Below are 13,706 nucleotides of genomic sequence, written 5' to 3' on the forward strand. Positions count from 1 at the left end.
CGGCAGGAGGTCCAGGCGCGTGGCCTCGGACACAAGGGTGTAGGAGCCGGTGATGAGCGCCTGGCTCGCGATGATGGCCGCGACGGCCGAGAGCACGATGGCAAAGGGGCGCATCGGCTCGGGAAGCATCTGGTAGAAGGGGTTCAGGCTCTCCATGGCCTGAAGCGTGGGGTCGCCGGCGTTGGCGATGAGCCACGCGCCCTGGCCCATGTAGTTGAGGATGAGGCAGGCCTTGACGAGCGGCCAGCTGGCGTAGATGTTGGCCTTGCCCACATGTCCCATGTCAGAATAGAGGGCCTCGGCGCCGGTGGTGGCCAGGAAGACCGAGCCCAAGATCATGGGGCCCGCGTGGTTCTCGCCCGAGACGAGGAACATGACGCCGCGCACCGGGTTGAGGGCACGGAGCACCCCCGGGTTGGCGGCGAGCGCCACGAGGCCCACCACGCCCAGGAACAGGAACCAGAGCGTCATGATGGGACCGAAGGCGCGGCCGATGCTCGAGGTGCCTGCGCGCTGCACGGCAAAGAGCGCGCTGATGATGACGATGGCGATGAGCACGACGCGCCCCTGGTCGCTGCTCACGAGCGCCTGGCCGAGCGGGATGGTCCTGAGGCCCTCGATGGCGGTGGTGACCGTGACGGCTGGCGTGAGGATGCCGTCGGCGAGCAGCGCCGCGCCACCCACCATAGCGGGCACGATGAGCCACTTGGCGCAGCGGTGCACGAGGCTGTAGAGGGCGAAGATGCCGCCCTCGTTGTGGTTGTCGGCCTTCATGGCGATGACCACGTATTTGACCGTGGTCACGAGCGTGAGCGTCCAGATCACGAGCGACAGGGCGCCGAGCACCATGTCCTCCGTGACGCTCGAGAGGCCGCCGTTGCCGCTCACGATGGCCTTCATGACGTACATCGGGCTCGTGCCGATGTCGCCGTAGACCACGCCGAGCGTCACGAGCGCCATGCCGAGCGAGAGCGGGATGGTGGTGCCGCGATCCTCGCGAAACCGCGGTGTCGGGACCCCGCGCCTCCCACGCTGCTCGTCCGGGTATCCCTCGCCTGCTCCGGGCGTTGTGCTGCCAGCCAACTTGGCTCCCTCCATGACGGCCCGCGGTGGTGCCGCAAGGCCCTGCGGCGGTCTGCGGGCGACTTGGCTTAATGCGTCCTTTATCTCGCTGAACATAGTAGTTGTCTCCTCTTTATGGGTCAGCAATCTTTAACCCATCTTTATGCAGGGGACGTGTCCTTCATCAGGGCTTTAACCCCCGGGAGGTTAGATAGACGTGTCAAGAGGGGCGGTCTGGTGATCGCGCGGAAGGCCCCGGGCGCCCAAAGGGGCGGGGCACTAGCCCGCCCCCGCCCGACTTCTATGGATTCGCGTCTCGGAGGTGGGACCATGAGGGCTGCTGATGGCACGGACGTCGTCCGTCGGGTGGGTTCCGGCTTTTCGGCCGCGGGTGACGACTCCTGGCGCGACGATGGCTACGCCAGGGACGAGGACGAGTTCTTCGAGGACCCGCGCGTCGGTCGCGGTATCCTCGTGGCGGTCGCTTTGCTCGTCGTGCTCTGCGCCGTGTTCTTCCTTGCGGGAAGGGCCTAGCGCCCGAGGGGGATTTTCCATATGGCAGCTGCTCAGAAGCCCACCCTGCTGGTGGTTGAGGATGACGCCGCGGTGCGCAACCTCATCGTTACGGCGCTCGACGCGCACGGCTATCGCCACATCGTCACCGCGACGGGCCGCGCGGCCATAGCGAGCACGGCCACCAACTCGCCCGACGTGGTCCTGCTCGACCTGGGCCTTCCCGACGTGGACGGCATCGAGGTGGTGCGCTCCATCCGCAGCTGGACGCAGACGCCCATCATCGTGGTGAGCGCCCGGACGGAGGACTCCGACAAGATCGAGGCTCTCGACGCCGGCGCGGACGACTACCTCACCAAGCCATTCTCGGTGGGCGAGCTGCTCGCGCGCGTGCGGGGGACGCTTCGCAGGCTCAGCTACCTGCGCCAGGGCGTTGAGGACGAGGCCACCTTCACCAACGGCGACCTCGCTATCGACTATGCGGCGGGCATCGCCACGCTTGCCGAGCGCGAGCTGCACCTCACGCCGATCGAGTACCGGCTGCTGTGCCTGCTGTCCAAGAACGTCGACAAGGTGCTCACGCACAGCTACATCCTGCGTGAGGTCTGGGGCGGCGGCCAGATGGGCGACATCGCGAGCCTGCGCGTGTTCATGGGGACGCTGCGCAAGAAGATTGAGGCCGACCCGGCGCACCCGCGCTACATCCAGACGCACGTGGGCGTGGGCTACCGCATGGTGCGCGTCGACGACGAGGAATAGGGCAATTCTTGCCACGCCCTACTCCCGCGGAGTGCGTCGCACCACGTACACGTGATGGATCTTCGCGTTGCGCTTGAAGTCCTCCGGGATGGTGCCGGCCGTGACGTCGCGAATCTCCACGCCGGCCTTCGCGAGCTTCTCCACGTCGGGCGCAAAGCCGCGCAGGTTGCACGAGAACAGGCACACGCCGTCGCGCGTGAGCAGTCGCGAGATGCCGATGAGCAGCTCTGCGTGGTCGCGCTGCACGTCAAAGACGTCGCGCCCCATGCGCTTGGAGTTGGAGAACGTGGGAGGGTCGCAGAACACGAGGTCCCAGCGGTTCTTCGTGTGGCGCATCTCGGTGACCCAGCTCACGCAGTCTTCCTGCACAAACTCGTGTTCGCGCTCTGTGAAGCCGTTCCGCGCCATGTTGCGGCGCGCCCAGTCCAGGTAGGTGCGCGACATGTCCACGGTGGTGGTGTGCTTGGCGCCGCCGTCGGCCGCGTAGCAGGTGGCCGAGCCCGTGTAGGCAAACAGGTTGAGGAAGCGCTTTGAGCCCTTGGTCTGCTTGGCCATCTCGCGCACCTCGGCGCGCACGTCGCGATGGTCCAGGAAAAGGCCCGTGTCGAGGCGCTCGGCGAGGTTGACCTCGAAGACGAGGCCGCCCTCGTCCACCAGGTGGCAGCCGGGGGCGAGGTCGAGCCAACCGTGGTACCTGCCCTCGGCGCGCACGCCCTCGTCGGCGTACTGCGAGCCGCCCTTGGCGCGGCGGCGCACGCGCAGGGTCACATCCTCGGGCTTCACGTTCAGCACGTGCGGGGTGATGGCCAGCACGTCCAGCAGACGCTTGTGGGCGAGGTTGGCGTCGATGTCCTTGGGGGCCGCGTACTCCTGGATGACCGCCCAGCGCTTGCCCGCGTCTGCGCCCCGGCTCTCGAGGCTCGCCTGGTACAGGTCGATGGCCACGGCGTAGTCTGGCAGGTCGGCGTCGTAGACGCGGTAACAGGAGATGTCGGCCTTGCGGGCCCATTTGGCGCGGAGCTTGGCCACCTTCCAGAGGCGGGCGGCAAACTGGTCCGACGCGGCAACGAGCACGGGTACCTTCGTGCCGTTCTTGAGCGTGACGGTCGTGCGGGCCCGATCCTCGCCGGCTGGCGAGGCATCTGAGGCCGCACTCCTGGCGCCAACCTTGTTGCCGGCACCTTCGTCCTTGGTGGTCGCCTTCTTGCCGCGGGCCGCGGGCTCGGCCTTGGCGGCAGCGAGGCCCGTGATGTAGCGGCGCAGCGTTGCCGTGTCACGGCCCACATAGACGTCGATGCTCTCGAGGGCGTCGAGGCCAAGGGCTGCGTCGAGCGCGGGGCCGTAGGTGAGCGTGGACAGGGGCACGGCTCGAGGGAGGGCGTAGGCCACGTCACCGGCAAGGCCAAGGGCGGCAACCTCCTGGGCCTGCTGGTCCTCGCCCAGCCAGGCCAGGTCAACGGTGGCAAGCAGGGCGCCGGAATCGTCCGAGCTGGGGAGCTTGGCGAGCGCGTCTCCCAGGCCCTCCGCGCCGGCGAGCGTCATGGGCTCGATGTCCAGGCCGCAGGAGCGCAGCGCCTGGCGGGCCGTGCTTGCCATGCCTCGGCGCGGGTCGATGGCGATGAGGTTGAGGCTCCGGGCGCGCACGGCCGCGGCCTCGGCGCGCGCGTCGGCCTCCTCGAGCAGCTCGTCCCAGGCTGCGGCGTCGTGGCCGAGCCAGCGCTCAAAGCCCCAACGAGCCCTCACGAGGCCGGGTGCCCGGTCGAGCGCCACGTTGGCCGCCTCAACAAGCACGGAGCCAGAGCCGGAGAACGTGCACACGAGCGTGGGGCGCTCGCGGCGGCAGCAGCGGTACCAGCCGCCGTTAGCGAGCAGCGCAGCGGCGTAGTCGGCGCGCAGCGAGCCCTGGGTGGCCTCGGTCCTGCGCCCGGCGTTCCTGTGGAAGAGGGGCGTGCCGGAGAGGTCGATGCCCACGGAGGCCTTGTTGCCGCGAAGCCTCACCACCACGCTCACGCCGGGGTGCCGCGCGTCGACGCTCGGCCGCCCGCCAAGCTTTGCCTGCATGCGGTCGCAGATGGCATCCTTGGCCCTCAGGGCCACGAACTGCGTGTTTCTCAGGTTGGCATTGGCGCCGTGGGCGTCTACGGCAAAGGTCTCCCGAAGGGAAAGGTGCTCCTCCCAGGGGAGGTTTGAGAGCGAGGTGTAGAGCGTGTTGGAGTCGTGGGCGTTGACGTGGGCGAGCACGAGCACCACGCGGGAGGCAAGGCGGCTCCAGAGGCAGGCGCGATAGGCGTCGCGAAGGGTGCCGCCAAAGGCCACCTGTCCGCCGAGCGCCCGGGTGTTGGGTACGCCCATGCCGGCAAGCTCGCCGGCAAGGAGCTTCTCGAAGCCCTTGGGGCAGGTGGCGAAGAACTCGTGCGAGGGCGAGGCGGCAGTGTCGTGGCGCTCGCTCACGGCAGCCGCCATGCCGCGGCCCTTGTTCATGGCGGCGTGGCTTTGGCCCTTGCGCGAGTCGTCCGGCCCAAGTCCGTCGCCCATGGCGCCCGATCCGGGGGCCTCGCCCATGGCGCCCAACTGGTGGCTCTCGTGCCCTGCCTGCGCCCCAAGGCCGTCGCGCTCGGGTGAGTAGGTGCCGCGCGCCGCGGTGCGCGCCGGTTCGTTTGCCATGGCGGTCTCCGTTCTCGGGTCACTCTTTGCCCGTGCTAGCTACAAGAAAAGCCCGGCGAGCATAGGGCTCGCCGGGCTATCAGCCTAAGGCATAGGGGGTCTTGCGACGCCGTCGATGGGAAGTCTCCCCTACAGGTCCATGGAGAGGTAGCGCTCGCCGGTGTCCGGGAGGACCGCCACAACGGTCTTGCCGGCAAACTCGGGGCGGGCGGCCACGGCCAGCGCGGCGAAGGTGGCGGCGCCGGAGGAGATGCCCACCAGCACGCCGGCCTCCTCGGCGAGGCGGCTGCGCGTTGCGATGGCGTCGGCGCTGGCAACCGGCAGAACCTCGTCAACGACGGTGGCGTCGTAGTTGTCCGGCACGAAGCCGGCGCCGATGCCCTGGATCTTGTGGGCACCCGGCTTGCCGCCGGAGAGCACCGGGCTCTCGGCCGGCTCAACGGCCACGGCGCGCACGGAGGCCTTGTGCTCCTTCAGGTACTTGGCGGTGCCGGAGATGGTGCCGCCCGTGCCCACGCCGGCGACGATGGCGTCGACGGTGCCCTCGGTGTCGGCCCAGACCTCGGGGCCGGTGGTCTCATAGTGGGCGAGGGGGTTGGCGGGGTTGGAGAACTGGCCGGCGATGATGCTGCCCGGGGTGGACTCGTGCAGCTCCTTGGCCTTCTCGATGGCGCCCTTCATGCCCTTGGAGCCGGGGGTGAGGACGATCTCGGCACCGTAGGCGGCCGCGAGCTTCCGGCGCTCGATGCTCATCGTCTCGGGCATGGTGAGAATCATGCGGTAGCCGCGTGCGGCGGTGAGCATGGCAAGGCCCACGCCAGTGTTGCCCGAGGTGGGCTCGATGACGGTGCCACCCTCCTTGAGCTTGCCGGAGGCCTCGGCGGCGTCGAGCATGTAGCGGGCGACGCGGTCCTTCACGGAACCGCCGGGGTTGGTGGCCTCGTACTTGCCGAGGATGCGGGTGCCTGCGGCCTTGGCCTCCTCGGGGAGCAGGGCGGATAGGTCGACGAGCGGAGTGGAGCCGATGAGTGCCTCGACGTGGTTGGCAACGTGCATGATGGCCTCCTTGTGGCTTGGGGGGCGTGCTGCTCTCCATTGTGACTGTGTGGATGGCGAGTTTGGCTGGCACCTCCGCCTGTGGGCGCGGCGTGCGGGTGGAAGTGCCCGGGTGCGGCGCGCGGGTGCGTTGTGATCCCCCGACGTATGCCGCCAATCTCGCGTGCTGTGGCAAGTATGACACTCACAAACCCACTAAGCCAGTAGGAATTTAGGAAATCTTGCGAACGGCACAGCCGGTGACACCGGCCCCTTCGGAACGTTGACGGCCGTTTCCCTTCCGAGAGGCTCGCTATTCACGGCGCCACCGCTCCGGCTGGCCCCGCATGCCGTCGTTCGCGCCCCTGGCACGCAACGAACCCCAAAGGGGGCGCTTCCAAACGAGTTCTGTCTTGGCGTTGTTCGAAAATCGGCGAACGGTAGTCAATGACTTTCTGCGTCTGGTACTCTGTGAGAGTCAAAAAGATAACTGAGGTTAACAGCATTACAGCTAGCGGTAGTACGATGATTAGACCACAACATCTTGTAGCATGAGACCATTCCCGCTAGACTGTGGGGACTGCGTTTCCACGTCGATTGGACATCAAATCGGCAACGCGCAAGCCCACTTCCCGCACGAACCCGAGCGCGCCTGCGTCCGGGTGTCATGTTCGGCACGTCACCCCGCCCCGGCGGGGACATGCGATAGCACGCACTATCACCACCGTTCGACACGAAAGGAAGCGTGACCGCGTAATGCAGCATCAGGAATGGCAGGGCTTCACTGAGGGCAACTGGAATCGCGAGATTGACGTCCGTGATTTCATCCAGAAGAACTACACCCCCTACGAGGGCGACGCCTCGTTCCTCGCCGGCCCCACTGAGGCCACCACGAAGCTCTGGGACGAGGTCATGGACCTCTTCAAGCAGGAGCGCGAGCACGGCGGCGTCCTCGACATGGACACCAAGGTCGTCACGGGTATCACGGCCCACGGCGCCGGCTACATCGACCAGCCGCTCGAGAAGATCGTCGGCCTCCAGACCGACAAGCCCCTCAAGCGCGCCCTCCACGTCAACGGTGGCATCCGCATGGCCATGGCCGCCTGCAAGCAGAATGGCTACGAGGTCGACCCCGAGGTCGTGGACCTCTACACCAACGTCCGCAAGACGCACAACGCCGGCGTCTTCGACGTCTACACCCCCGAGATGCGCGCCTGCCGCCACTCCCACATCATCACCGGCCTGCCCGACGCCTACGGCCGTGGCCGCATCATCGGCGACTACCGCCGCGTGGCTCTCTACGGCGTCGACGCCCTCATCGAGGAGAAGCAGCGCGAGAAGAACGGCACCCCCACGGTCATGACCGAGGACGTCGTCCGTCACCGCGAGGAGCTCTCCGAGCAGATCCGTGCCCTCGGCCAGCTCAAGAAGCTCGGCGAGATTTACGGCTTCGAGATCGGCCGCCCGGCTGCCAACTTCCAGGAGGCCGTGCAGTGGCTCTACCTCGGCTACCTCGCCGCGGTCAAGGACCAGAACGGTGCCGCCATGTCCATCGGCCGCAACTCCGCGTTCCTCGACATCTACGCCGAGCGCGACCTTGCCGCCGGCAAGCTCACCGAGTCTGAGGTCCAGGAGATCATCGACCACCTGGTCATGAAGCTCCGCATGGTCAAGTTTGCCCGCACCCCCGAGTACAACGCCCTGTTCTCCGGCGACCCGCAGTGGGTCACCGAGTCCATCGGCGGCATGGGCGTCGACGGTCGCACCCTCGTCACCAAGACGAGCTTCCGCTACCTCCACACGCTCGAGAACATGGGCACCAGCCCCGAGCCGAACCTGACGGTTCTCTGGAGCACGCGTCTGCCGGAGGGCTTCAAGCGCTACTGCGCCAAGATCTCCATCACCACGAGCTCCATCCAGTACGAGAACGACGACCTCATGCGCGTCTATCACTCCGACGACTACGCCATCGCCTGCTGCGTGTCCTCCATGCGCATCGGCAAGGAGATGCAGTTCTTCGGCGCCCGCGCCAACCTCGCCAAGTGCCTCCTGTACGCGATCAACGGCGGCCGTGACGAGGTCAGCGGCGAGCAGATTGCCCCGTGCTTCCGCGCCGTCGAGGGCGACACACTCGACTACGACGACGTCATGGGCAAGTACCACGAGATGATGAAGTGGCTGGCCAGCGTGTACGTGAACTCCCTCAACGCCATTCACTACATGCACGACAAGTACTGCTACGAGGCCATCCAGATGGCGCTCCACGACGAGCACGTCCACCGTTGGTTCGCCACGGGCATCGCCGGCCTCTCCGTCGTGGCTGACTCCCTCTCTGCCATCAAGTACGCCAAGGTCCACCCGGTACGCGACGAGACCGGCCTGGTCGTTGACTACACCGTCGAGGGCGACTTCCCCAAGTACGGCAACGACGACGACCGCGTCGACATGATCGCCCACGACGTGGTGGAGGAGTTCATGCGCTATGTCCGCATGAACCCGACCTACCGCAACTCCGTGGCCACCACCTCGGTGCTGACCATCACCTCGAACGTCGTGTACGGCAAGAAGACGGGCAACACCCCCGACGGCCGTCGCGCCGGCGAGCCGTTCGCCCCGGGTGCCAACCCCATGCACCGTCGTGACACCCACGGCGCCGTCGCCTCGCTGGCCTCCGTCGCCAAGCTCCCGTTCAAGGACGCGCAGGACGGCATCTCCAACACGTTCTCCATTGTCCCGGGTGCTCTGGGCAAGGACACCAAGGTCATGTTCGACGACTGCGTGGCCTGCGGTTAGTTTGCACCACGTGCGGGGCGGACGCCGCTCGCCCCGCACACCCCCGGCAGAGCTGGGGCTTTGTTGGTTACGTAAATGCTACAATTTAAGTACCATTTATACGGTATTCGTCCGGGCAGCCGGACGTCAGAAAGGAGCCATCATGGCAGTTTCCGAAGAGCAGATCGACAACCTCGTCAACATGATCGACGGCTATGCCGAGGAGGGTGGCCACCACCTCAACGTTAACGTGTTCAACCGCGACACGCTGCTTGACGCCCAGGCTCACCCCGAGAAGTACCCGCAGCTTACGGTGCGCGTTTCCGGCTACGCGGTGAAGTTCAACTCCCTCACCAAGGAGCAGCAGGACGACGTCATCTCCCGCACGTTCCACGAGGCGATGTAAGCTTCCGCAGGAGCTCGCGCCGGCCTGGCTGGAGACCCAGCTGGGCCGGCTTTTTTGTGCGAGGGTCGCGGCTGGAACGCGCACACTGCTCCGGCCGGCTTCTTGTGCGAGGTGGCGGGTAGCGCGAGCCTCCGCAGGGCAGCGGCTACGGCGGGCCCGCCTCCGCAGAACGGCGGGCGCGGCAAGCGTGGTCCCGCAGCCGAGCCGTGGGCGGCGGTTGGCCGGCGACGCGACGCGGACAGGCCCCCGCCAGCGACGGGCGCAGATGAGAGACCAGCGAGGACGAGAAACCATGGCAGAGCAGCTAGAAAGCGTTGCGGGTAGGGTCCACTCCATCGAGACGTTTGGCACGGTCGACGGGCCGGGCACGCGTCTCGTGGTCTTCGTGCAGGGCTGTCCCATGCGCTGTGCCTACTGCCACAATCCCGATACGTGGGAGGTCGTTCCCGCAGGTGCACCTTCCGGTGACGAGGAGGGCGCGCGCCCGGGCCGGCGCGTGACGGTGGGCCACGTGCTCGAGACCTTCGAGCGCAACCGCCCTTTCTACAAGCGCGGCGGCATCACGGTGACGGGTGGCGAGCCCCTGCGTCAGCCCGAGTTTGTGGGCGCGCTCTTCGAAGCGGCGCACGCGGCGCCGAATGGCCGTATCCACACGTGCCTCGACAGCTCTGGCATCGCCTATGACCCTAAGCGCCCTGAGCGCACGGAGCGCCTGCTGGACCACACGGACCTCGTGTTGCTCGACATCAAGCACTCAGACCCCGAGGGACACCTCAAGCTCACGCGCCAGCGTCCGGACCGCATTCTCGCCTTTGGAGACGAGCTGGCGCGGAGGGGCATTCGCGTGATCATCCGCCATGTGGCGGTTCCTGGCATTACCGACACGCCTGAGGAGCTCGCGGGCGTGGGCCGCATCATCGCCAAGTGGCCCAACGTGGTGGGTCTCGACGTGTTGCCCTACCACACGATGGGCGTCAACAAGTACGAGCAGCTGGGGCTCGAGTACGCACTCGAGGGCGTTCCCGCGATGCCCATGGGCAGGGTGGGGGAGCTCCGCGACCAGATCATGGCCGCTCGCGCGGAGGCGCTTGGGAAGTAGCCTGGAGCGGGAGACGACGCGCGGCGGGATGCAACTCGTAGAGGAAATGGGTCCTCATCGGGAAATGGCCCACAACGGCAAGCAGCTCGCCCCGGGAAGTGACTCGCAGCAGTAGGGCGTCACAGCAAGAAGTGGCCCATCCCGGAAATGGCCCACAACGGCAAGCAGCTCGCCCCGGGAAGCGCTCGCGCCAGAATGCAATCCTCACCATATATGTATGAGGTTTTGTTACTTTGGCATTTCCTCCCGCCCAAGCTCTCGGTTCCCTATGCCTTTTGAGACCTAGGGTTGAGGCCCAGAATATCTAGGGGAGGGCCGCGAGAATGCGAGATTCCGGAGTTCGCCGTTCCAGTACGTTCGATGGCGGGAGCGCGAACCGGAAGGGGTGCGGTCTGAGCTGTCGGGCTCGGTCCCCTTATTCGCTTGGAGCTTCGGGGGAGGAATCACGCGACACAATTGGAGCCGCGATGGAGGACCTCCACGGCACAAGCGCACGGCACGTGGGCATGACTCGGCTGGCTTTTGACGAGGAGTTGCCTGACGAACTGCTTGGCCTCGCGCGAAGCGAGTGCTCGCCCATCGTGGACGTCTTGGGCGAGGATTGGCCATTTGGCTCGCAGGGCGAGCGCGTCTCCGTTGCTGCCGCGCCCACAGCCGAGCCGGCATCCAATGCCGCAACTCCTAACAAATTCGATGGAAAGGCGCCTTCGGGCAGCTCTGCCGCCGCCTCGGGAGACTCGGCTGAGCTTCGGGGTTTCGTCGAGCGCCTGATGTTTGAGAACGACCTTCAACGGCGGGTTATTCGCGCCATGCGCGAGGGCAAGGAGGTCTCTGAGGACTCGCTGCGCTAGGTCTCGGCTGCTTTGGCCCCTCCGTTGCCTCCTGTCTTGGGGCCGTTTGGCTCCGCACGTTTTCTCCCTCCTCCGTCTACCGTTTTGACGCCGAGCCTCGCCTCCGCCACAAGTCAGCCTCGCTACACTATGGACAATGTGGGAGGTTCTCGAACGAGCCGCCCGTCGCCTAGGCGGCGCCATACCCGGCGCCGGCCGGCCGCCGCGTGCCGACGGTCGCAATCGAGGGGGAATCACATGGACGCAAACATCAAGGAAGTCGTCGATCTCTGGAAGGCCAACGTTACCGAGGCCGATCTTGCCTCTGAGCTCGAGGAACTCACCCAGCCGGGCAATGAGGACAAGCTGAGCGACGCCTTCTATCGCAACCTTGCGTTTGGCACCGCCGGTCTCCGCGGCGTGCTGGGCGTTGGCACCAACCGCATGAACGTCTACGTGGTTGCCCAGGCCACCCAGGGCGTAGCCGATTACCTCAACGCGCACTACGAGCACCCCACGCTCGCCCTTGCGCGTGACTCCCGCCTCAAGGGCGAGGACTTCCAGAAGGTCGCTGCGGGCGTGCTGGCCGCCAACGGCATCCACGTCTACGTCTATCCCCGCATCGAGCCGGTCCCCACGCTGTCGTTTGCCGTGCGCTACCTGCACACGAGCGCCGGTATCGTGCTCACGGCCTCGCACAACCCCTCCATCTACAACGGCTACAAGGTCTACAACGACAACGGCGGCCAGATCACGGACGAGGCCGCTGCCGAGATCTCTGCCAACATCGCCAAGGCCGATCCGTTCAACGTCAAGATCATGGACTTTGACGAGGGTCTCGAGAAGGGCCTGATCGAGTGGACGCCCGAGGAGGTTCTCGACAACTTCATCGCTGCCATCAAGAAGGTCAGCGTGCCGGGCTTCAAGGCTGGCGACGACTACTCCGTGGTCTACACGCCGCTCAACGGCACCGGCATGGAGTGCGTGACCCGCATCCTCAAGGAGATTGGCGTCAACAACGTGACCGTCGTGCCCGAGCAGGCCGAGCCGGACGGCAACTTCCCCACCTGCAAGTACCCCAACCCCGAGTTCCGCGAGGCCCTCGAGCTTGGTCTCGAGCTCGCCGACAAGGTGAAGCCGAACCTGCTCGTCGCCACCGATCCGGACGCGGACCGCATGGGCACCGCCATTCCGCACGACGGCGACTACGTGTTGCTCTCCGGCAACGAGATGGGCGTTCTGCTCATGGACTGGCTGGCCACGATGGCCAAGGACAACGGCGAGGACGTCGCCCGCAAGGTTGCCGTCTCCACCATCGTCTCCTCGGCCATGCCGGACGCGCTCGCCCGTGACTGGGGCTTCGAGATGCGCCGCGTGCTGACCGGCTTCAAGTACATCGGCGACCAGATCGACCAGCTCAAGGCCGAGGGCGAGGAGGACCGCTTCCTCATGGGCTTTGAGGAGAGCTACGGCTACCTCGTGGGCACCCACGCGCGTGACAAGGACGCCATCGTTGCCACGATGCTCTGCGTTGAGATGGCCAGCTACTACGCGGCCAAGGGCATGGACCTGTACGAGGCCATGGACGCGCTCTACAAGAAGTACGGCTACTACCTGAACGCCACCGTCAACGCCTCGTTCCCGGGCGCGTCCGGCGCGGACAAGATGGCCGGCATCATGGAGGGCCTGCGCAAGAACCCGCCCACCGAGCTGGGTGGCTTCAAGGTTGTTGGCACCACGGACTACGAGGCCAACGCCGAGATGCCGCGCGTGAGCGGCCTGCAGAAGGAGGCCGCGCAGACGCTGCCGCCCGCGAACGTGATCGAGTTCCGCCTCGAAGACGACAACAAGGTTATCTTCCGTCCGTCGGGCACCGAGCCCAAGGTCAAGGCGTACCTGTTCGGCAGAGGGCGCCACGCGCGAGGAGTCCGAGGCCGTGCGCGACAAGCTGAAGGCCGCCGCCGAGGCCGTGCTTTCGTAGTTGTTGTCCGTCGGGCACCGAGCCCAAGGTCAAGGCGTACCTGTTCGGCAGAGGGCGCCACGCGCGAGGAGTCCGAGGCCGTGCGCGACAAGTCGAAGGCCACCGCCGAGGGCGTGCTTCCGTAGCTGTTGCCGGTGAGCTTTTAGCCCCTGAGCCCGCCCGCGGCGTGATTGCCGTGGGCGGGCCCTTGTTGTAGCTGTCTGTTGTGGATGCCTGTGGCGAGTGTCGCTGTCGGCAGCATCGACGCGGCTGCCATGTGTTTAAGTCCTTCGGAGTGTCTGCCGTCCCCGCTGCCACTTCTTGGCTGCGCTCCTGCTGCTCCTCCCTCCCGTCCACGAATCCCGCCGATTGCGACTCCGGGGCATGGGGCGGTGCCCCTCTGTCCAAAAATCCCTTCGATTGCGCTGCCCCCCGGTCGCGATTGGGCCTCGGCCGTCTCCCGGATGCCACCCCCGAGCTCCCCGCTCCTCCTCTGTCCACGAATCCCGCCGATTGCGACGCCCCCGGTCGCGATTGGGCCTCGGCCGTCCCCCGGATGCCACCCCCGTGCTCCCCGCTCCTCCCTCCCGTCCACGAATCCCGCCG

8 protein-coding genes and 2 pseudogenes are annotated in these 13,706 nt (G+C 66.5%); 7 read left to right on the forward strand and 3 right to left on the reverse strand.

Going from position 1 to position 13,706, the window contains the following annotated elements; genetic code table 11:
* Nucleotides 1–24: 24 nt before the first annotated feature.
* Nucleotides 25–960 (reverse strand): annotated as a pseudogene (locus EFAMC2_RS06780) (KUP/HAK/KT family potassium transporter); the annotation flags it as partial.
* Between the two features lie 432 nt (nt 961–1,392).
* Between EFAMC2_RS06780 and EFAMC2_RS06785 the strand changes: the two are divergent.
* Both EFAMC2_RS06785 and EFAMC2_RS06790 read left to right on the forward strand, forming a co-directional pair.
* Nucleotides 1,393–1,596 (forward strand): hypothetical protein, encoded by a 204-nt coding sequence (locus EFAMC2_RS06785; protein ID WP_154028077.1) that lies wholly within the window; start codon nt 1,393–1,395, stop codon nt 1,594–1,596.
* A gap of 21 nt (nt 1,597–1,617) precedes the next feature.
* On the forward strand, nt 1,618–2,334 hold the full coding sequence (locus EFAMC2_RS06790) for a response regulator (protein WP_154028078.1): 717 nt from the start codon (nt 1,618–1,620) through the stop codon (nt 2,332–2,334).
* Between the two features lie 18 nt (nt 2,335–2,352).
* Here the strand turns inward: EFAMC2_RS06790 and rlmKL are convergent, their stop codons facing one another.
* Entirely contained in the window at nt 2,353–4,998 is a 2,646-nt protein-coding gene (gene rlmKL / locus EFAMC2_RS06795; RefSeq protein ID WP_261980164.1) for a bifunctional 23S rRNA (guanine(2069)-N(7))-methyltransferase RlmK/23S rRNA (guanine(2445)-N(2))-methyltransferase RlmL, read from the reverse strand.
* A gap of 129 nt (nt 4,999–5,127) precedes the next feature.
* A complete protein-coding gene (gene cysK / locus EFAMC2_RS06800; RefSeq protein ID WP_154028079.1) occupies nt 5,128–6,054 on the reverse strand; it encodes a cysteine synthase A in 927 nt (308 codons plus the stop codon).
* A gap of 735 nt (nt 6,055–6,789) precedes the next feature.
* Between cysK and pflB the strand changes: the two genes are divergently transcribed.
* The 5 genes and pseudogenes from pflB (at nt 6,790) to EFAMC2_RS06825 (ending at nt 13,121) form a co-directional block, all read left to right on the forward strand.
* Nucleotides 6,790–8,826, forward strand: coding sequence for a formate C-acetyltransferase (pflB, locus tag EFAMC2_RS06805; protein ID WP_154028080.1), 2,037 nt, complete (start codon nt 6,790–6,792; stop codon nt 8,824–8,826).
* Between the two features lie 142 nt (nt 8,827–8,968).
* Nucleotides 8,969–9,211 carry an autonomous glycyl radical cofactor GrcA3 gene (gene grcA3, locus EFAMC2_RS10455; RefSeq protein WP_154028081.1) on the forward strand — a complete coding sequence of 81 codons (243 nt, stop codon included), beginning with the start codon at nt 8,969–8,971 and terminating at the stop codon, nt 9,209–9,211.
* A gap of 292 nt (nt 9,212–9,503) precedes the next feature.
* Nucleotides 9,504–10,310 (forward strand): pyruvate formate-lyase-activating protein, encoded by an 807-nt coding sequence (pflA, locus tag EFAMC2_RS06815; protein ID WP_154028082.1) that lies wholly within the window; start codon nt 9,504–9,506, stop codon nt 10,308–10,310.
* A 506-nt stretch (nt 10,311–10,816) separates the two neighbouring features.
* Complete coding sequence (locus tag EFAMC2_RS06820; RefSeq protein WP_187325212.1) at nt 10,817–11,161, forward strand: hypothetical protein; 345 nt, start codon at nt 10,817–10,819, stop codon at nt 11,159–11,161.
* Between the two features lie 237 nt (nt 11,162–11,398).
* Nucleotides 11,399–13,121 (forward strand): annotated as a pseudogene (locus tag EFAMC2_RS06825) (phospho-sugar mutase).
* Nucleotides 13,122–13,706: the final 585 nt, after the last annotated feature.

Origin of the sequence: Olsenella uli, from assembly GCF_901212655.1 — a bacterium.
GTDB lineage: Bacteria > Actinomycetota > Coriobacteriia > Coriobacteriales > Atopobiaceae > Parolsenella > Parolsenella uli_A.

Coding starts and splice junctions, on each gene's coding strand:
- EFAMC2_RS06785 (WP_154028077.1), top strand. CDS start 1,393: ATGAGGGCTGCTGATGGCACGGACGTCGTCCGTCGGGTGGGTTCCGGC.
- EFAMC2_RS06790 (WP_154028078.1), top strand. CDS start 1,618: ATGGCAGCTGCTCAGAAGCCCACCCTGCTGGTGGTTGAGGATGACGCC.
- rlmKL (WP_261980164.1), bottom strand. CDS start 4,998: ATGGCAAACGAACCGGCGCGCACCGCGGCGCGCGGCACCTACTCACCC.
- cysK (WP_154028079.1), bottom strand. CDS start 6,054: ATGCACGTTGCCAACCACGTCGAGGCACTCATCGGCTCCACTCCGCTC.
- pflB (WP_154028080.1), top strand. CDS start 6,790: ATGCAGCATCAGGAATGGCAGGGCTTCACTGAGGGCAACTGGAATCGC.
- grcA3 (WP_154028081.1), top strand. CDS start 8,969: ATGGCAGTTTCCGAAGAGCAGATCGACAACCTCGTCAACATGATCGAC.
- pflA (WP_154028082.1), top strand. CDS start 9,504: ATGGCAGAGCAGCTAGAAAGCGTTGCGGGTAGGGTCCACTCCATCGAG.
- EFAMC2_RS06820 (WP_187325212.1), top strand. CDS start 10,817: ATGACTCGGCTGGCTTTTGACGAGGAGTTGCCTGACGAACTGCTTGGC.